We start from the raw sequence: 19501 nt of genomic DNA, 5'->3' as shown, positions 1-19501 counted from the left end.
CGCCGTTAGTGTGAGGCGACGTGCCCGAACGCGAAACGGCGGTTACCACGGTGTCCAACATCCTCTCGCAGCGTGATCTCGAGTTCCTGCTCTACGAATGGCTCGACGTCGAGTCGCTGACCGCGCGGCCACGCTTCGCCGAGCACTCCCGGGAGACGTTCGACGCGTTCCTCCAGGTCTCCGCGCAGATCGCCGAGCGCGAGTTCGCCACGCACAACAAGCGCGGCGACACCGAAGAGCCGCGCTTCGCCGACGGGAAGGCGCACGTGATCCCCGAGGTCAAGGCGGCGCTGACCGCGTTCAACGAGTCCGGTCTGCTGGCCGGCGGGCTGGACGCCGAGGACGGCGGGCTCCAGCTCCCGCACGTCGTGCACCGGGCCTGCTTCGCCTGGTTCCAGGCCGCGAACATCGCCACCTCCGCGTACCCGATGCTGACCATGGGCAACGCGAACCTGTTGCGGACCTACGCGGCGCCGGAGCACGTGGCGCGGTTCGTCGCTCCGATGGTCGAGGGCCGGTTCACCGGCACCATGTGCCTGTCCGAGCCGCAGGCCGGCTCCTCGCTGAGCGACGTCACCACCCGCGCGGTGCCCGCGGGCGACGGCACCTACCGGATCACCGGCAGCAAGATGTGGATCTCCGGCGGCGACCACGAGCTGAGCGAGACGATCGTGCACCTGGTGCTGGCCCGCGCCGCCGGCGCGCCGCCCGGCGTCAAGGGCCTGTCGCTGTTCATCGTGCCCAAGCACGTGGTCGGCCCCGACGGCGTGCCCGGGCGGCGCAACGGCGTGGACCTGGTCGGGCTGAACCACAAGATGGGCTTCCGCGGCACCACGAACGCCGCACTCTCCTTCACCGACAGCGAGGGCTTCCTGGTCGGCGAGGAGGGCCGGGGCCTGGCCTACATGTTCCAGATGATGAACGCGGCACGAATCGGCGTCGGCGCCGGCGCGGTCGCCCTCGGCTACACCGGCTACCTGCACGCGCTCGCCTACGCCCGGGAGCGGGTGCAGGGCCGGCCGGTGGCCGGCAAGGACCCGGCCGCGCCGCCCGTGCCGATCATCCGGCACCCGGACGTACGCCGGATGCTCCTGGCGTCCAAGACCTACGTCGAGGGCGGCCTGGCCCTCATCCTGTACGCCGCCAGGCTCGTCGACGAGCAGCACACCGGCGACACCGCCGAGGCCGCCGAGGCCGCGCTGCTGCTGGACATGCTGACGCCGATCGTGAAGGCCTGGCCGTCGCGGTGGTGCCTGAAGGCCAACGACCACGCCATCCAGGTGCACGGCGGCTACGGATACACCCGCGAGTACCCGGTCGAGCAGTTCTACCGCGACAACCGGCTCAACCCGATCCACGAGGGCACCGACGGCATCCAGGGCCTCGACCTGCTCGGCCGCAAGGTGACGATGCGCGACGGCGCGGGCCTGAGCCTGCTGGTCGGCAAGATCCGCGAGGCCGCGGTACGCGCGCCGGCCGAGCTCGGGTGGATGGCGGAGCGGCTCGAGGCCGGCTGCGCGCGCCTGGTCGAGGTCACCGGAAAGCTGTGGTCGGACGCGGACCCGACGACCGCGCTGGCCAACTCGACCGCGTACCTGAACGCGGCCGGCCACCTGGTCGTCGCGTGGATGTGGCTGGAGCAGGCGACGGCGGCGGCCGGCCGCGAGGGCGCCTTCTACGACGGCAAGCGCCTCGCGGCCCGCTACTTCTTCGCCCACGAGCTGCCGCGGACCACGACCTGGTTCGACCTGCTGGAGAGCCGTGACACCCTGCTCGCCGACCTGGACGACGCGTGTCTGTAGGCGTCCGCTTCCGCTATCTCGACTCGCCCGTCCCGCTGGCGTTCGCGCACCGCGGCGGCGCCGCCGAGGGCGACGAGAACACCGCCGAGGCGTTCGGCCGGGCGGTCGCGCTGGGCTACCGGTACGTGGAGACGGACGTGCACGCGACCGCGGACGGCGTACCCGTGGTGTTCCACGACCCGTCGCTGCGGCGCCTGACCGGTACCGCGGGCCGGGTGGCCGACCTGCGCTGGGCCGACCTGGCCACGCTGCGGGTCGGCGGGGCCGGAGCGGTGCCCCGCCTGGACGACGTCCTCGCCGCGTGGCCACAGGTCCGCTTCAACATCGACGTCAAGGCCGACGACGCCGCCGGGCCGACGGTGGAGGCGGTCCGCCGGGCCGGCGCCGGGGACCGGGTCCTGCTCGCCTCGTTCAGTGACGCCCGGCTGGCCCGGGTCCGCGCCCTGGCGGGGCCCGGGATCGCGACGTCCCTCGGCCAGCGCGAGGTGCTGCGCCTGCGGGTCTCCTCGGTGGCCGGCACCCGGCTGCGGCTTCCGGCGTCGGCGGCCGCGGCGCAGGTACCGGCGCGGTTCGGACCGGTGACCGTCGTCGACCGCAGGTTCGTGGGCCGGGCACACCGGCTGGGCCTGCAGGTGCACGTGTGGACGGTCGACGACCCGGCCGAGATGCACCGGCTGCTCGACCTCGGCGTGGACGGCATCATGACCGACCGGACCGCGGTACTCCGCGACGTGTACGCGGCCCGGGGCGCCTGGCCGGCCGGGTAACCGGAGCATTGACGGCGCGTGACACATCGATGATAATCGACGCGCGTTGTTAACGTTCACATCTGGAGGACATGGATGTCCCCGTCACGCGCACTCCTCGGACTCGTCGCCGCCGTGGTGCTGGTCGCCGCGACCGGCGGGGCCGCACCGGTCCTGGCCGAGGCGCCGGCCGCCGCGCCCGACTACACGATCACGGTCGACCCGGCGGCCACCGGCCCCGCGATCGCCGGCTCCATGTACGGGGTGTTCTTCGAGGACATCAACTTCGCGGCCGACGGCGGCCTCTACGCCGAGCTGGTCCGCAACCGCTCGTTCGAGTTCCTCCCGGCGGACAACACGTCCTACCGCGGGCTGACCGCCTGGACGCCCGGCGGCGAGTCCGGCGGCACCGGCAGCGCGTCGACGGTCAACGACGCCGACCGCCTCAACGAGCGCAACCGCACCTACCTCAAGCTCGCCCTGACCAGCCCGGACGGCGGGCGCTACGGCGTGACCAACTCCGGCTGGAACACCGGGTTCGCGGTGCGGCGCGGCGCCACCTACGACTTCTCGCTCTGGGCACGCAGCGACTCCCCCGCCGGCACGCCGGTGACCGTCGTCCTGCGCGACGCCGCGGGCGAACCACTGGCCGCGCCCGCCGAACTGACCGTGCGGGGCGACGGCTGGACCCGTTACGCCGTACCGGTGCGGGCGAGCCGGACCACCGACGCGGGCCGCCTCGCGGTCCTGGCCGGCGGGACCGGGACCCTGCGCCTCGACATGGTCTCCCTGATGCCCCGCGACACCTACAAGAACCACGGGCTGCGCCGGGATCTCGCCGAGAAGATCGCGGCGCTGCGGCCCGGCTTCGTGCGCTTCCCCGGCGGCTGCCTGGTCAACACCGGCAGCCACTACGGCTACGACGCGGCCTCGAACTTCCCCCGGGCCCGCTCCTACCAGTGGAAGGACACCGTCGGGCCGGTCGAGACCCGCGCCGCCAACGCCAACTTCTGGGGATACCACCAGTCGTACGGCCTGGGCTACTACGAGTACTTCCAGTTCTCCGAGGACATCGGCGCCATGCCGCTGCCGGTGGTTCCCGCGCTGGTCACCGGCTGCGGGCAGAACCGGGCGACCGACGACCCGGCGCTGTTGCAGCGCCACATCCAGGACACCCTGGACCTGATCGAGTTCGCCAACGGGCCGGCGAGCTCGCAGTGGGGCGCCCTGCGCGCCCGGATGGGTCACCCGGCGCCGTTCGGGCTGACCCACGTGGCGGTCGGCAACGAGGAGAACCTGCCCGACGCCTACTTCGCCAACTTCCTGAAGTTCCGCGACGCCATCGCCGCGAGATATCCCGGCATCACGGTCGTGGGCAACTCCGGGCCCGACGACCAGGGCGCGACCTTCGACAACCTGTGGGCCAAGAACCGGGCCGCCGGGGTGGCCATGGTCGACGAGCACTACTACAACAGCCCGGCGTGGTTCCTCGGCAACAACCGGCGCTACGACGGCTACGACCGCGCCGGGCCGAAGGTCTTCCTCGGCGAGTACGCCTCGCTGGACACCAAGCTGTTCAACTCGCTGTCCGAGGCGTCGTACATGACCGGGCTGGAGCGCAACGCCGACGTGGTGCGGATGGCCTCGTACGCGCCGCTGCTGGCCAACATCGACAACGTGCAGTGGCGGCCGGACATGATCTGGTTCGACAACGACGAGTCGTGGGGCACGACCAGCTACCAGATGCAGAAGCTCTTCATGAACAACGTCGGCGACCGGGTGGTGCCGAGCCGGGCCACCGGCAAGGTCATCGAGCCGAAGCCGATCACCGGCGCGATCGGGCTCTCCACCTGGGCCACCGCGGCGACCTACGACGACATCGCGGTGACCACGCCCGGCGGCCAGGTCCTGTTCTCCGACGACTTCTCCGGCGGCGCCGGGCAGTGGACGCCGGTCGAGCCGCGCGGCGCCTGGTCCGTGGTCGACGGCGGCTACCGCCAGAGCGACACCGCCGCGCTGGACACCCTGGTCAAGGCCGGGAACATCACCGCTACCGACTACGACCTGACGCTGAAGGCCACCAAGCAGACCGGCGCCGAGGGCTTCCTCGTCGCGTTCGGCGTGCAGGAGTCCGGCGAGCTCTACTGGTGGAACCTCGGCGGCTGGAACAACACGCAGGGCGCGATCCAGAAGGGCGCGGGCGGCAGCAAGGAGATCGTGCTCGCCAAGCCGAACAGCATCGCGGCCGGGGTCACCTACGACATCCGGATCGAGGTACGCGGCACCACGGTGCGGCTGTTCCTCGACGGCGCCGAGTGGGGCAGCTTCACCGACAACCAGGTGACCGAGCCGTTCGCGCAGGTGATCACGCACGACGACGCCACCGGCGAGCTGATCGTCAAGGTCGTCAACGCGCAGGACGTCCCGGCCGTGACCACGATCGACCTGGGCGGCCGCAAGGTGGCGAGCCGGGCCCGGATGACCGTCATCGCCGGCGACCCGCAGGAGCAGAACACCCGCTCCGCCGAGCCGATCCAGCCGGTCACCACGACCGTCGGCGGCATCGCGTCCACCTTCACCCGGACGTTCGCCCCGAACTCCGTCACGTTCCTGCGCCTGAGGGGTACACCGTCATGACCAACGACATCAGCCGCCGTACCCTGCTGCGCGGCGGGCTCGGCGTCGCCGGCGTCGGTGCACTCACCGCCCCGGCCCTGGACCACGGCGCCCGCACCGACGCGGAGATCTACGGGGTGCCGACGGCCGACCCGCTGATCGAGCAGCGCGCCGATCCGTTCATCACCCCGCGCACCGGCGGGCGCTACTACTTCACCGCCTCGGTGCCGGAGTACGACCGCGTCGTCGTACGCGGGGCGACCACCATCGCCGGGCTCGCCACGGCGACCGAGTCGGTGGTCTGGCGCCGCCCGGCGACGGGCCCGATGGGCGGGCACATCTGGGCGCCGGAGCTGCACCGCATCGGCGGGCGCTGGTACATCTACTTCGCCGCCGGCGACGCCGGCAACGTCTTCCGGATCCGGACGTACGTGCTGGAGTCCCCGCTGGACGACCCCACCGACCCGGCCGGCTGGACCCTGCGCGGCCAGCTCGCGACCGAATGGGACGGCTTCACGCTGGACGCCACCACGTTCGCCCACCGCGGCCGCCGCTACCTGGTGTGGGCGCAGAGCGAGCCGGAGATCGCGGTGAACACCAGCCTCTACATCGCCGAGATGAGCTCGCCCCTGGCGCTGAGGAGCAAGCCGACCCGGATCGCCACCCCCACCCGGAGCTGGGAGATACAGGGTTACCGGGTCAACGAGGGCCCGGCCGTGCTGGTACGCAACGGGCGGGTCTTCGTGACCTTCTCCGCCAGCGCCACCGACGCGCGCTACTGCGTCGGCCTGCTGACCGCCGACGCCCGCGCCGACCTGCTGTCGCACGCGTCCTGGACCAAGACCCCGGACCCGGTCCTCACCACGAACACCGCGACCGGCCGGTACGGCCCGGGGCACAACAGCTTCACCGTCGCCGAGGACGGCGTCACGGACGTGCTGGTCTACCACGCCCGCGACTACCGCGACATCGTCGGCGACCCGCTCTACGACCCCAACCGGCACACCCGGGTGCAGCGGCTCTACTGGCACCCGGACGGCACGCCGCTGTTCGGCGTGCCGGTCGGTGCGGGCGGGCCGATCGTGCGCCTCTCCCCCGCCGAGCGCGGCGCGTGGTTCGTACGGCACGACGACTCCTCCCTGGTCGTCGGCCCGCCGGGCCACGCGCTCGCCGACACCCAGTTCCGTTTCGTGCCGTCCGCGGGCGGCACGGAGGTGATCCAGTCGGTCGATCTCCCCGATCGGCACGTCCGGGTCGTCGACGGCGCGGTACGCCTCGAGACCGGCACGCCGACGGATTTCCGCAGGCTGCCGGCGGGCCGGGGCGTCCGCATCCAGCTCGCCGGCGACGCCACCCGCTACCTTCGGCACGACCGAGGCAGGGTGGTGACGGGCGACGCGTCGGTCTTCCTGCTCGGCTGAGCCCACGCTGCGGGATACTTCTTGCGTACCGATCTGACGTCGACGCGGAAGAGCCTCACCATGAGCGAGCACTACGACCTGATCGTCCTCGGCGCGGGACCGGGCGGCTACGTCGCGGCGATCCGCGCGGCCCAGCTCGGCCTGCGCACGGCCGTGGTCGAGGAGAAGTACTGGGGTGGTGTGTGCCTCAATGTCGGGTGTATCCCGTCCAAGGCGCTGCTGCGCAACGCCGAGCTGGCGCACATCTTCCACACCCAGGCGAAGACGTTCGGCATCACCGGCGAGGTGAGCTTCGACTTCGGCGCGGCCTTCGACCGCAGCCGCACGGTAGCCGACGGCCGCGTCAAGGGCGTGCACTACCTGATGAAGAAGAACAAGATCGCCGAGTACGACGGGCTGGGCACGTTCCGCGACGCGAACACCCTCGACGTCGCGCTCAGCACCGGCGGCTCGCAGACCCTCACGTTCGACAACGCGATCATCGCCACCGGCTCGACCGTCCGGCTGCTGCCCGGCGTCGAGCTCAGCGACAACGTGGTCACCTACGAGACCCAGATCCTGGACCGCGACCTGCCGGAGTCGATCGTCATCGTCGGCGCCGGCGCGATCGGCATGGAGTTCGGCTACGTCCTGAAGAACTACGGCGTCGACGTCACCATCGTCGAGTACCTCGACCGGGCCCTGCCCAACGAGGACGCCGACGTGTCGAAGGAGATCACCAAGCAGTACCGCAAGCTCGGCATCCCGATCGTCACGTCGGCCAAGGTGGAGACGGTGACCGACAAGGGCTCGTCGGTCGTGGTGTCCTACACCAGGAACGGCAAGACCGAGACGATCGAGGCGGCCCGGGTCCTGATGTCGGTCGGCTTCGCCCCCCGCGTCGAGGGCTTCGGCCTGGAGAACACCGGCGTCAAGCTGACCGACCGCGGCGCGATCGAGATCGACGATCACATGCGGACGAACATCCCCCACCTGTACGCGATCGGCGACGTGACCTCCAAGCTCCAGCTCGCACACGTCGCGGAGGCACAGGGCGTGGTGGCATCGGAGACGATCGGCGGCGCCGAGACGATGACGCTCGGCGACTACCGGATGATGCCGCGGGCGACGTTCTGCCAGCCGCAGGTCGCCAGCTTCGGCCTCACCGAGCAGCAGGCCCGCGACGAGGGCTACGACGTGAAGGTCTCGACGTTCCCGTTCACCGCGAACGGCAAGGCACACGGCCTCGCCGAGCCGACGGGCTTCGTGAAGCTGGTCGCGGACGCCAAGTACAACGAGCTGCTCGGCGGCCACCTGATCGGCCCGGACGTCTCCGAGCTGCTGCCCGAGCTGACGCTGGCGCAGAAGTGGGACCTGACGGCCAACGAACTGGCCCGCAACGTGCACACCCACCCCACGCTGAGCGAGGCCCTCCAGGAGGCGTTCCACGGCCTGACCGGCCACATGATCAACCTCTGACCGCACGCCGTGCCCGGCCGGCCACCAGGCCGGCCGGGCGACGAACAGGGGCGACCATGGTGGGTGGCAGCGCATGGGTGCGGGCCCGGCTACTTCCTTGCCGGCCGCCCGACGTCGACGACGACGACCCTGTCCCGACACCGTGGGGCGACTACTGGGAATGCGGCCACAGTGGCTGGCACATGTTCATCGCATGGCTGGCCGGGCCGGAGAACATCGTTCGCTACCCGGAAGACCGACCGCAATTCTGGGACGTGACCGTACCCATCCCCCAGGGTCACGCGACGCACCGGCAACCCGAGACACCGGACCAGGCGGAGATGTTCGACGAGTCCGTGAATTCCTACCTCCGCGACGCGGGGGTACCGGAGCGACCGGGCGGTTACCGCTGGTTCCAGGTCCTGCCGCCCGGAATCACCCCCGCAACCCTCGACTCATCGATCAACCAGGCACTGGCCGGCTCGGGGACGACAAGCATGCATCCCCGGGCCATCCGTGACGTCGTCGCCGAAGAGGTCGCCCGGCTGTACCGGCCACCTGCCTAGCGGCTCGGGGACGGCGACGGGGTCGCGGGCGGCGCCGACCGCTGCGCCATGGCGTGCTCGAACGCGGCGATCGTCGCCGCGTCCACCTCGCCGGTCGGCTCGACGTGCAGGGCCTCTTGGAAGGACTTCAGGGCCTCGGTCAGTTCCGGGGTCCAGGTGCCGTCCACCGGGCCGGTCCAGTAGCCGGCCAGCTTGAGGGTCTGCTGGAGGGCGGCGGTCGACGCGATGGCCTCCCCCGCGGCCGCGCCGCCCTTGGCCCGCAGCTCCGCCTCCAGCTCCGCGGCGGTGGCCTTGTCGAAGGCACCGGTCTCGGGCAGGTCGTTCGCCTTCTGTAGGGCCTGCACGGCCGCGACGGTCGAAGGTCCGTAGACGCCGTCGACCTCGTCGTCGTAGTAGCCGGCCTCGGCCAGCGACTTCTGTACCGCCTCGGTGTAGTCGCGGGCCGCGTCCTCCTGCTCCCCGCTCAGGCAGCCGGCGTCGGCGAGCAGCCGCAGCCACGACATCTCCAGCGCGACGGCCGCGGCGTTGAACCGCTCCGACGCCTGCCGCAGCGGCGTCTGGTCGGTGACGCCGGCCTGCGCCGCGGTGAAGTCGGCGTCGGCCTGCTTCACCCGGTTCACCGTCGCGGCCGGCAGGGTCGCGGCGACCGACGGCGACGCGGACGGCGGTGACGGCGCCGGCGACAGGGACGCCCCGGCGCGGGCGGCCGCCAGCGCCTCGGTGGCCTCGGCCAGCTCCTTCTCGGCCGTCGCCAGCTCCTGGCGGGCGGCGGCGACCTGCTCGGCGCCGGCGATGACGTCCCCGCGCGGCTCGGTCAGGTCGGCACCGGCGTCCTTGACGTCGCCGACGGTCGGCGCGGTCTCGTTGATGAGGTCGCCGTAGCGGTCCAGCGCGGTGACGTAGCCGGCGCTGGTGCGGCAGAACGCGTCGACCCGGCCGGCGAGCTCGGCCTGCGCCTCGGTCAGTGCCTGCTGCTTGTCGGCCAGCCGCTTCTCGGCGAGCCGCACCTGGCCGCCGCCGTCGCCGCCACCGCAGCCGGCGACCGCGAGCATCGTCGCGATCACGATGATCCACACGCGGCGCTGCACCTCAACCAAGGCCGTCACGCCTTCCGCTCGGCGGAACCGTCCACCGCAGAGTTCCAGGCCGGCGACCGATGCGGATCATCCGCGCCGGGTGAGGGATCAGTCGCCCTGGCTGACGTACATCGGCACGTCGCGGCGCAGCGTGTCCTGCATCGCCGCCACCTCCTCGGGCGGCACTCCGCGCAGCGACGGCGGCAGGCCCTCCAGCACCGCCTCGAGCCCCAGGGTCCGGTTGGCGTTGTGGTGGTAGAAGCGCAGCTCGGCCAGGTAGTCCGCGACCATCATGGTCGCCTTTGCGGGGTTCTCCCGCCACAGCCAGGCGAACACGTCGCCGAACGCGTCGCTGATGAGCGCAGTGCCACCGGGCTCGAAGTGCATGAGGGTCAGCTCGGCCTCGTAGAACACCAGGCCGACGAGCAGCTGGTCGAGTATGTGATCCGGTGTCTCTCGGGTGCCCACATACGCATCCTCTCTGCTCGCGGCAACCCGCGCTGGTCGCCGTCGCCCACAGTGGATCAGATCCCGTGCCGAATATGAACATAGTCGTCCGGCGCGGTACCGTCCCGGAATGCGAATCATGGCCGGCGCCGCCGTCGTCGCGGAGTACCAGGCCGAGCCGGACGTCGACCCGCTGCTCGGCCCCCGGCCCTACCTGCACCCGGTCCGCACCCTCGGCGGCGTTCCGGTGACCGACGCCCTGCCGGAGGACCATCGCTGGCACCTCGGCGTCTCGGTGGCCATGCAGGACGCCGACGGCGTCAACCTGTGGGGCGGCAGGACCTACGTGCGCGGCCAGGGCTACACCTGGCTCGAGGACCACGGCCGCATCGCGCACGTGGAGTGGCTGCCGGCGCCCGGCGCCGGCTTCGCCGAGCGCCTGCACTGGCTGAGCCCGGCGGGTGAGGTCCTGCTCACCGAGGTTCGCACGGTACGCGCGGAGCCGGCGGCGCTGGGCTGGGAACTCTCCTTCTCGTACGCGCTGTCGGCCGACCGCGACGTCCGGCTCGGCAGCCCGGCGACGAACGGCCGCCCGGACGGCGCCGGCTACGGCGGCTTCTTCTGGCGCGCGGCACCCGGGCCCGCGACCACGTTCACGCCGCGCCACGAGGGCGAGGACGCGGTGAACGGCAGCGCCGAGCCGTGGGTGGCGCTGACCGGCCCGGGGCCGTACACGCTGGTGTTCCGCGGCCTGAGCGACGACGACCGGTGGTTCGTCCGCACCGCAAACGGCGGCTACGCCGGCGTCTGCGCGGCCCTGGCGTTCGAGAAGGAGCTGGTGGTGCGCTCCGGCGTCCCGCTGGAGCGGAACCTGACCGTCCTGGTCGCGGACGGCCTGCTCACCCGCGAGCAGATAGCGGCATGACACGAGGGGCACCGCGCTCGACGGTGCCCCTCGCTCCAGCGGGGGTCAGATGCGGCCCGCGCCCGCACCGGCGGTGACGATGGACTTCACCGACGACGCCGAGTCGAGCTGGTACGAGTACGGGATCGAGGCGACCGAGCCCGCGCTCTGCGGCGTACCGGATCCGGTGAAGTAGTTGTTGCGCTGCACCAGGGTTCCGGGGCCGGAGTCGGCGTAGCCGACGAGCGTCGGGTCGTCGACGCCCTCGAAGTAGTTGCCCTCGACCAGCACGCCGGCGTTCATCGTGGAGGCGACGCCGTATTCGTTGTTGTAGTAGTAGTTGTTGTAGACGTGCACCGGGTTGCCGAAGCGGACCCGCGGGTGCCGGGTGCCCGAGCCGTCGAACCAGTTGTGGTGGTAGCTGACCCGCAGGTGGCCGACGTCCTGGCTGGCGTTGTCGTCGCTGTGGCCGAGCAGCATCGACTTGTCGTGGCTGAAGATCCGGTTCCACGACACGGTCACGAAGTCGGAGCCGCGCTTGATGTCGACCGCGCCGTCGTAGCCGTTGCTGAACGTGTTGTGGTCCACCCAGATGTTGGTGGCCGAGGTCTCCACGTTGATCGCGTCGTCGTCCCAGTCGCGGAAGGTCAGGTTGCGGATGATGACGTTGCGGTCGCCGCTGACGGTGAGCCCGCAGCCGACGATGGTGGCGCCGGAGTTACCGATGACGGTCTTGTTCGACCGGGTGCGCAGCATGCCGGAGCAGGAGATGGTGCCGGAGACCCGGATGACCGCGGCCGAGGTGGAGCCCAGCGCGCTGGTCAGCGCGGACGCGGTGGTGACGGTGGTTGCCGCCGCGCTGCCGCCGCCGGTGGTGCCGCCGTTCTGGGTGGCCCAGCCGACGAGGCCGGTCTGCGGCGGGGACGTCGGTCCGGTGGTCGGCGGGGTCGTGGGCGCAGTGGTGGGTGGTGTGGTCGGTGACGTGGTCGGCGGCGTCGTCGGGGTCGATCCGACGGTGTCGACGCTGACGTCGTCGAAGCGCGCCGACGCGTACGCGGTGACCAGCACGATCCGGCCCGCGCCGAACGCGGAATTGGAGCCGGAGGCGATCTGGCTGCCGTTGACGAAGCCCTTGATGGTGCTGCCGCTTGCCTCGATGCGCAGGGTGTACCACGACCCGGTGCTCACCGTCAGCGCCACCGATCCGATCACCGTAATGGAGCTGCCGTCGACGGCCTGCAATTCGGCACGGCCGGCATTGGTGAGTGCGAGCTGGTACCTCTTCGACGCGCTCGTCGACCGGGCGCCGATGGCGACCAGCCGGTTGCTGCCGTTGAACGCCAGCGGCTTGACCCGCGCCTGCACCTGATAGTCGGTCCAGCCGGTGTCGCCGGCGAACTGGCGTGCCAGCTCGCTGCCGGTGTTGGCCTGCTGGAAGGTGGCGGAGCCGTCGGTGACCGTGGACCAGTCACCGCCGGACTTCGACCAGGAGCCGGTTCCGCCGCTGAAGTCGTCGCTGAACAGGGTCGCCGCGCGGGCGGTTCCCGCCAGTCCGATGGTCAGGGCGAGGGCGAGCAGGCCGGCGCCGGTGGCCGCCGCCGTCCTCGCCAGGTGTTTCCGCTGCATGATTCCTCCGTGGGGAGACGGGGTCTTTTATCACTTCCCTCACGGTCCCATTCACATCTATGACATTCAATAATTTAAATATGCAGAAATGTTGCACACAAGAGTGGCCAGAACGTATCGTCACGGCCGGCAAATGGCCGAGTAATGCGCTTCGGTCCGCTTTTCGCGGCGGCGGTCATCCCGTTGTTTGCAACAGACTTTCCGTGAATGCGGGTACGGCCCAGGCGACGCCCGACTCGGCGGGCAGCCGCATCGTCTCCGCGGCCTCGCGCAGCACCGCGTTGATGCCGCCGATGACCCGCACGCGCCCCGGCGGCGCACCGGCCGAGGTCACGTGGGCGTCGTCGATCAGGTGCGGCGCGGGCACCCCGGGACCGGTCAGCGCCTCCACCACCGTGGTGAAGTCCGCCGTGCGCACCAGCGGCGCCACCAGCGGGGTGCCGGCCGGATCCCGGCGGTGCGCGATCAGGTTCTCGAGCAGGTCGACGCGGCCGGGCGGCGCGGCCGGGCCGGGCATGACGAGCCGGTCGGTCGGATACTCCAGTACCGCGCGGCCGGCCGCGCCGGTCACCACGACCTCGCCCGGGATGAACTCCTCCCCCGCGAGCGTCACCGCGGCCATCAGCCGCAGTCCGCCGCGGAACGTGATCCGGGCGAAGGCGGTGTCGTCGACCTCGATGTCCCGGGTCCGGTACCGCTCGGCCTCCAGCAGGACCGGCTCACCCGCGCCCGCCGCCGCGGCAACCGCCAGGCTCTGCATCACCGCGTGCGCGAGCGGGTTGACCAGGGCGCCGTCGAGCACCGGGCGGCCCGCGACGGTGCGCCGCCCCGACCACGGCGCGCGGGCGTAGTACGCGTCGTCGCGCCGCCAGGAGGCCACCGTCGTGACGGCGCTCAGGTCGCCGAGCACGCCGGCACCGACCGCGTCGAAGAGGTGCCGCGCGGCGAGCGAGCCGAGCGCCTGGAACCCGACCTGGCAGGACCGGCCCGCCTCCGCCGCGGCGGCCGCCAGGACGGCGTGCGCCGCCCGGGTCGGCACCGGCGGCTTCTCCAGCAGCAGGTCGCAGCCGGCGTCGAGGGCGTCGAGGGCGATCGCCAGGTGGGTGTGCGGCGGGGTGCAGATCACCACGACGTCGGGCCGGGTCGCGAGCAACTCGCGGTGGTCCGTGAAGACGGCCACGCCGGGCGGCACCGGCGGATCCCCGTCGATCGGCCGGACGTCGGCCAGCGCGACCAGCCGCAGCACCCCGGCCGCCTCGAGCTCGGCGATCCGGCGCCGATGGGACCGGCCGTGCCCGTTCGCGCCGACCAGCGCCACCCGGACGGTCATGCGGCACCGGCCAGCGTTGCCTCGACGCCGTGCCGGTCGAGGGCGGTCAGCCATTCGATCACGAGCTCGCGGACCGTCTCGTCGGCCGCCAGCTCGGCCGGGAAGACCGCGTCCAGGCCGAACAGGGCGTCGACGACGCCCCGCGGGGTCGACGGCGCCGCCGCCAGCCGGTCCCGGATCTCGGCGGCGAGCGGATCGTCGAGGTCCAGGGACCGCCCGTCGTCCGTGCGGCCCTGGACGAACCGCATCCAGCCGGCCACCACGAGCGCGCCCCAGCGCGGCGACGCGCCGGTCGCGCGGCGGTCCATGATGGTGTGCAGCACCCGCTGCGGCAGCTTCTGCGAGCCGTCCATCGCCACCTGCCGGGTCGCGTGCGCGATTGCCGGGTTCGCGAAGCGCTCGAGCACTCCTGCGCCGTAGCCGACGACCGAGACACCCGGCGGCGGCTCGAAGCTGCCGGCGACGTCCTCGGCGACGAAGCGCTCCAGCGCCGGGCGCATACCCGGTATCTCCAGCGCGGCGGCGATGGTCTCGCGCCCGGCCACCGCGCCGAGGTACGCCAGCGCCGAGTGCACGCCGTTGAGCGAGCGCAGCTTCAGCCGTTCCCACGGGCCCGCGTCGTCCGCGAGCACCGCGCCGGCCTTCTCCCAGGCCGGCCGCCCGCCGGGAAAGCGGTCCTCGATCACCCACTGCCGGTACGGCTCCCCGTGCACCGCGGCCAGGTCGCGCGCGCCGAGCTCGGCCTGCGCGACGGCCAGGGTGGCCGGCGTGCTCGCGGGCACGATCCGGTCGACCATGGTGCCGGGGAACGTGACGCTGTCGCGCAGCCAGTCGCCGAAGCCGCCGGTGGCGCCGGGCACCAGCACCCGGGCCTGCTCGACCATCCCGTGCAGCCGCCGCCCGTTCGACGCGAAGTTGTCGCAGCTCACCACGGCGAGCGGGCCCGCGTCGGCGCGGTAGCGGGCGAGCAGGCCCCGGACCAGCAGCCCGGGAATGGTGGCCGGCGGCCCGGCGGCGGCCAGGTCGGTCAGCAGCGCGGCGTCGACCGCCAGCTCGCCGGTCACCGGGTCGAGCCGGTGCGCCTTCTCGGTGACGGTCAGCGTCACCACCCGGATCGCCGGGTCGGCGAGCAGTGCGAGGATGCCGCCCGGGTCGGCCGCGGCGTGCCGGACGCCGGCCAGGGCGCCGATCACCCGGGTACGCGGGCCCGCGCCGGACAGGGTCGTCACGCTGAACAGCCGGTCCTGCGCCAGCAGGTCGGCGACGATGGTGCCCGAGCGCGGCGAGACGCCGACGATGCCCCAGTCGCCGCCGGCGGCCGCGACGGCCTCCTCGGTGTACACGGCCTGGTGCGCCCGGTGGAACGCGCCGAGCCCGAGGTGGACGATCCCGGCGGGCACGGAGCCGGGGCGCAGCAGCGGGCGGCTCTGCTCGGGCAGCCGGCCCAGGGTGGCCAGCCCGAGCAGCGGCGCCGTGGTCACCGCCATGCCGGGCCGTCGGGGAAGGAGAACTCGGCGATGGACGCGGTACGCATGGTGGCGCTGTATCCGGGCCGGTCCGGCAGCAGGTAGCGGCCGCCGCTGGTGCGTACCGGGTCCTCGAAGTGCTCGTGCAGGTGATCCACGTACTCGACCATCCGTCCGTCCAGGGAGGTGCCCACCCGCAGGTAGTCGAAGACGGCCAGGTGCTGCACCAGCTCGCAGAGCCCGACCCCGCCGGCGTGCGGGCAGACCGGCACGCCGAACTTGGCGGCCATCAGCAGCTCGGCGAGCACCTCGTTGACCCCGGCGACCCGGCAGGCGTCGACCTGCATGACGCCGATCGCCTCGGCCTGCAGCAGCTGCTTGAAGATCACCCGGTTCGCGGCGACCTCGCCGGTCGCCACCCGGCAGCGCCCGCCGGTGAGCCCGGCGACCGCCCGGTTGATCCGGGCGTGGCCGAGCACGTCGTCGGCGTGGGTCGGCTCCTCGATCCAGTACGGGTCCAGCGCGGCCAGCCGGCCCATCGCCGTGATCGCCTCCTCGACGTCCCACACCTGGTTGGCGTCCATCATCAGCAGCGCGTCCGGGCCGATCTCCGCGCGGATCAGCGTGGCCCGGCGCACGTCGTCGTCGAGGTCGCCGCCGACCTTCATCTTCATCGCACGCCAGCCCTGCGCGTACGCCGCCCGGGCCAGGCCGCGGACCTTGTCGTCGGGGTAGCCGAGCCACCCCACCGAGGTGGTGTAGGACGGGAATCCGTCGCGGGCCAGCTCGGCCAGCCGCTCCGCCATGCCGGCCTGGCCCTTGTCCAGGATCTCGGTGGCCTCGGCCGGCGTGAGCGCGTCGCCGATGTGGTGGAAGTCGACGCAGGCGACCAGCTCCGCGGTCGGCATCTCGGCGAGCAGGCGCCACAGCGGCACGCCCGCCTCCTTCGCCCGCAGGTCCCACACCGCGTTGACCAGCGCGCCGGTCGCCATGGCGATGACGCCCTTCTCCGGGCCGAGCCAGCGCAGCTGCGGATCGGCGGTCAGGCTCCGGTGGAAACCCACCGGGTCCGCGTTCAGCTCGGCGAGGGTGCGCCCGGTGACGTGGTGCGCCAGCGCGCGGACGGCGGCGCAGGTGATCTCGTTGCCGCGCCCGTTGGTGAACGTGAACCCGGCGCCGGTGTGCGTGGTGTCGGTGCGCAGCTCGACGTAGGTCGCGGAGTAGTCGCCGCGGTTGATCGCGTCGGAGCCGTCGCCGGCCGCGGCGGTCGGGAAGCGCACGTCGTGCACGTCGACCGATTCGATCCTGGTCACAGGCGGAACACCTTCTTCGGCAGGTGGTAGGCGAGGTCGGCGATGGTCTCGGCGGCCTCGTCGAGCGGGAGCCGGCCCTCGGCGACGAGCCGGGCGAGGTAGGCCGCGTCGGCGCGGCGTGCCACCTCGTGGCGGACCGGGATGGAGCAGAACGCCCGGGTGTCGTCGGCGAAGCCGGCCGTGTTGTAGAAGCCGGCGGTCTCGGTGACCGCGTCGCGGTAGCGCCGCAGCCCGTCCGGCGAGTCGAGGAACCACCACGGCGCGCCGAGGTACAGCGCGGCGTAGCCGCCGGCGAGCGGCGCGAGCTCCCGGGTGAACACGTCCTCGTCGAGCGTGTAGAGCACCACCCGCAGCCGCGGGTCGTTGCCGTACGCCTCCAGCAGCGGCGCGAGCGCGTGCACGTAGTCGGTCGCCTGCGGGATGTCGCCGCCGACGTCGCGGCCGTGCACGGCGTGCAGGCTGCGGTTGTGGTTGCGCACCGCGCCGGGGTGCAGTTGCAGCACCATCCCGTCCTCGATCGACATCCGGGCGAACTCGACGAGCATGTGCCCGCGGAACGCCTCGGCGTCGGCGGCCGACGCCCGCCCGCGCAGGCCCCGCTCGAAGAGCCGCGCCGCCTCGGCCGAGGTCAGCAGCGTCGTGTGCGCGGTCGGGTGGCCGTGGTCGGACGAGGTGGCGCCCGCGGCCTGGAACGCCTGCCGCCGCGACCAAAGCGCGGCGAGGTACCCGCGGTAGGTGGCGGTGTCCTCGCCGGTGATCTCGCCGAGCCGGGACACCGACGAGGCCCAGCCGTCGAACTCCATGTCGACCACGTCGTCGGGGCGGAACGTGGTGATGACCCGGCCGCCGGGCCCGCCCCAGCCGTCGGCCGCCAGCTTGGCGTGCCGGCTCAGATCGTCCAGCGGCGACTCGGTGGTGGCCAGCACCTCGATGCCGAACCGTTCGAACAGCGCGCGGGGCCGGAACGCGGGCTCGGCGAGGCGCTCCGCGACGGTGTCGTAGATCTGGTCGGCGGTGTCCGGTCCGAGCCGGGTGTCGACGCCGAAGACTGTGGACAGCGTGCGTTCCAGCCAGAGCCGCGACGGCGTGCCGCGGAACAGGTACCAGTTCTCGGCGAGCAGCCGCCAGATCGCCCGCGGGTCCTGCTCGACGGGGACGCCGGTGCGGCTGGGCACGCCGAGGCGGGCGAGCGGGATGCCCTGGCTCAGCAGCATCCGGGTGACGTAGTGGTCGGGGACGATGAGCAGGCGGGCCGGATCGCCGAACGGCTCGTCGCCGGCGAGCAGGCCGGGGTCGACGTGGCCGTGCGGTGAGATCAGCGGCAGGTCCCGGGCGAGGGCGTAGAGCTCCCGGGCGATGTCTCGCTGCCGGGGTTCGGCCGCGAACAGCAGGTCGGACATGGGTACCTCAGATCGGCAGCGGGTCAGGGCAGGTCGAGCAGGTCCGCGACGCGGACCGGGGCTCCGGTCTCGATGGAGCGGTTGGCGGCGAGGCCGGTGAGCAGCGCGAGGGCGCCGTCACGGGCGGTGGCGGAGCGGTGCATGGGGTCCTCGGCGGCGCCGAACAGCACGGCGGTCATCCGGGTGTCCGCGCCGCCGTGCCCGCCGCGTGAGTACGCCGCGGGCAGCGGCACCTCGCGCGGCGGCGCCCAGAACGGCCGGACGGTCAGCGCGGCCCGGCCGTGCTCGACGGCCTCGGTGACGCCGTGCAGCGCGGCGCCCTTGACCTCGCGCGCCCCGCCCGGGCTGACGTGGTCGCTCTCCACCACCTCGAGCTCGAGGCGGCCCCGGCTGCCGTTGAACATGACCCGGTAGCCCTCCCAGGGCGCGTACGCCGTCAGGTGGTAGGTCATCGTGGCGCCGGAGTCGTAGCGCACGAGCACCGCCAGGTCGTCCTCGATCGTCACGCCGGGCGCGAAGACGTTCACGTCGCGCCGGTAGCCGTCGTCGGCCTCGGCGTCCAGGTAGAGCTCCCGCAGGCGCGGGTTGTCCCGAAGGCTCAGCGCGAACGGATCGCCCTGCGCGGCGGGATGCCCGTGCGCGCGCGGATAGTCGCGGGCGTAGCCGTGCCGGCGCCCGTTCTCACCGTAGAAGAAGAGCCGGCCGGCGGCGTACACCTGCGCCGGCGCGGCGCCGAGCCACCAGTTGACCAGGTCGAAGTGGTGACCCGACTTGTGCACCAGCAGCCCGCCGGAGTTGGCCTTCTCGCGGTGCCAGCGCCGGAAGTAGTCGGCGCCGTGCCGCACGTCGAGCAGCCATTCGAAGTGGACCGAGCCGATCTCGCCGATCTCGCCGGCTGCGAGGACCTCCCGCACCGCCTCGTGCAGCGGGTTGAAGCGGTAGTTGAAGGCGACCGACACCCGCCGGCCGGTCCGCTCGACCGCGTCGAGGATGCGCCGGCAGCCGTCGACGTCGACGGTCATCGGCTTCTCGGTGATCACGTCGCAGCCGGCGTCGAGCGCGGCGACCACGTACTCGGCGTGCGTGCGGTCGACGCTGGTGACAAGCACCTCGTCGACCCGCTCCGCGCGCAGCATCGCCGCGAACCCGGCCGGCGCGCAGGTGGGCACCGGCTTGACGCCGAGCTCCGCCAGCCAGCGGTTGTGCGCCGCCATCCGGGCCGGGTTGACGTCGGCGAGGCCGACCAGCTCGGCCGTGCCGGCGTGGTCGAGCGCCAGCGCGCGCACGAACATCTCCGCCCGGGCACCGGCACCGACCAACGCGTAGCGCCGTCGTCCGTCCACCGCGCCTC

Annotated in this window: 15 protein-coding genes; 7 read left to right on the top strand and 8 right to left on the bottom strand. The window is 72.5% G+C overall.

Annotation, left to right across the window (positions count from 1 at the left end; all coding sequences use genetic code 11):
- The first annotated feature begins 20 nt into the window (after window positions 1-20).
- The 6 genes from BJ971_RS15285 (at window position 21) to BJ971_RS15260 (ending at window position 8588) form a co-directional block, all read left to right on the top strand.
- Window positions 21-1802 carry an acyl-CoA dehydrogenase gene (locus tag BJ971_RS15285; RefSeq protein WP_239087279.1) on the top strand — a complete coding sequence of 594 codons (1782 nt, stop codon included), beginning with the start codon at window positions 21-23 and terminating at the stop codon, window positions 1800-1802.
- Window positions 1793-2569 (top strand): glycerophosphodiester phosphodiesterase family protein, encoded by a 777-nt coding sequence (locus tag BJ971_RS15280; protein ID WP_184993645.1) that lies wholly within the window; start codon window positions 1793-1795, stop codon window positions 2567-2569. Before BJ971_RS15285 ends, BJ971_RS15280 begins: the two co-directional genes overlap by 10 nt.
- A gap of 75 nt (window positions 2570-2644) precedes the next feature.
- Window positions 2645-5185, top strand: coding sequence for an alpha-L-arabinofuranosidase family protein (locus BJ971_RS15275; protein ID WP_184993643.1), 2541 nt, complete (start codon window positions 2645-2647; stop codon window positions 5183-5185).
- Window positions 5182-6585 (top strand): family 43 glycosylhydrolase, encoded by a 1404-nt coding sequence (locus BJ971_RS15270; RefSeq protein ID WP_184993641.1) that lies wholly within the window; start codon window positions 5182-5184, stop codon window positions 6583-6585. Before BJ971_RS15275 ends, BJ971_RS15270 begins: the two co-directional genes overlap by 4 nt.
- Window positions 6586-6645: 60 nt before the next feature.
- Window positions 6646-8043 carry a dihydrolipoyl dehydrogenase gene (gene lpdA, locus BJ971_RS15265; RefSeq protein ID WP_184993639.1) on the top strand — a complete coding sequence of 466 codons (1398 nt, stop codon included), beginning with the start codon at window positions 6646-6648 and terminating at the stop codon, window positions 8041-8043.
- A 56-nt stretch (window positions 8044-8099) separates the two neighbouring features.
- On the top strand, window positions 8100-8588 hold the full coding sequence (locus BJ971_RS15260) for a DUF5956 family protein (RefSeq protein WP_260414983.1): 489 nt from the start codon (window positions 8100-8102) through the stop codon (window positions 8586-8588).
- On the opposite strand, the gene BJ971_RS15255 is transcribed toward BJ971_RS15260, so the two are convergent.
- Window positions 8585-9694 carry a peptidoglycan-binding domain-containing protein gene (locus BJ971_RS15255; protein ID WP_239087280.1) on the bottom strand — a complete coding sequence of 370 codons (1110 nt, stop codon included), beginning with the start codon at window positions 9692-9694 and terminating at the stop codon, window positions 8585-8587. The two genes, BJ971_RS15260 and BJ971_RS15255, sit on opposite strands and share 4 nt — an antisense overlap.
- 78 nt (window positions 9695-9772) lie before the next feature.
- Window positions 9773-10132, bottom strand: a complete 360-nt coding sequence (locus tag BJ971_RS15250) for a hypothetical protein (RefSeq protein WP_184993635.1) — start codon at window positions 10130-10132, stop codon at window positions 9773-9775.
- A 109-nt stretch (window positions 10133-10241) separates the two neighbouring features.
- On the opposite strand from BJ971_RS15250, the gene BJ971_RS15245 reads away from it, so the two are divergent.
- Window positions 10242-11036: a DUF6807 domain-containing protein gene (locus tag BJ971_RS15245; RefSeq protein ID WP_184993633.1), complete on the top strand. Its 795-nt coding sequence runs from the start codon at window positions 10242-10244 to the stop codon at window positions 11034-11036.
- 45 nt (window positions 11037-11081) lie between these two features.
- Here BJ971_RS15245 and BJ971_RS41235 read toward each other — a convergent pair whose 3' ends face one another.
- From BJ971_RS41235 to BJ971_RS15215, 6 genes are all read right to left on the bottom strand, one after another.
- Window positions 11082-12641, bottom strand: a complete 1560-nt coding sequence (locus tag BJ971_RS41235) for a pectate lyase family protein (protein ID WP_239087281.1) — start codon at window positions 12639-12641, stop codon at window positions 11082-11084.
- Between the two features lie 175 nt (window positions 12642-12816).
- Entirely contained in the window at window positions 12817-13971 is a 1155-nt protein-coding gene (locus BJ971_RS15235) for a Gfo/Idh/MocA family protein (protein WP_184993631.1), read from the bottom strand.
- On the bottom strand, window positions 13968-15458 hold the full coding sequence (locus BJ971_RS15230; RefSeq protein WP_184993629.1) for a mannitol dehydrogenase family protein: 1491 nt from the start codon (window positions 15456-15458) through the stop codon (window positions 13968-13970). Before BJ971_RS15230 ends, BJ971_RS15235 begins: the two co-directional genes overlap by 4 nt.
- Window positions 15449-16750 carry an enolase C-terminal domain-like protein gene (locus BJ971_RS15225; protein WP_184993627.1) on the bottom strand — a complete coding sequence of 434 codons (1302 nt, stop codon included), beginning with the start codon at window positions 16748-16750 and terminating at the stop codon, window positions 15449-15451. Before BJ971_RS15225 ends, BJ971_RS15230 begins: the two co-directional genes overlap by 10 nt.
- A complete protein-coding gene (gene uxaC / locus BJ971_RS15220) occupies window positions 16747-18150 on the bottom strand; it encodes a glucuronate isomerase (protein ID WP_184993625.1) in 1404 nt (467 codons plus the stop codon). Before uxaC ends, BJ971_RS15225 begins: the two co-directional genes overlap by 4 nt.
- A gap of 23 nt (window positions 18151-18173) precedes the next feature.
- Window positions 18174-19442, bottom strand: a complete 1269-nt coding sequence (locus BJ971_RS15215) for a Gfo/Idh/MocA family protein (RefSeq protein WP_184998875.1) — start codon at window positions 19440-19442, stop codon at window positions 18174-18176.
- Window positions 19443-19501 lie beyond the last annotated feature (59 nt).

The sequence above is a fragment of the Amorphoplanes digitatis genome, from assembly GCF_014205335.1.
Classification (GTDB): domain Bacteria; phylum Actinomycetota; class Actinomycetes; order Mycobacteriales; family Micromonosporaceae; genus Actinoplanes; species Actinoplanes digitatus.
The sequence above is the reverse complement of the archived record's forward strand: the minus strand, read 5'-3'. Positions and strand labels throughout refer to the sequence as shown.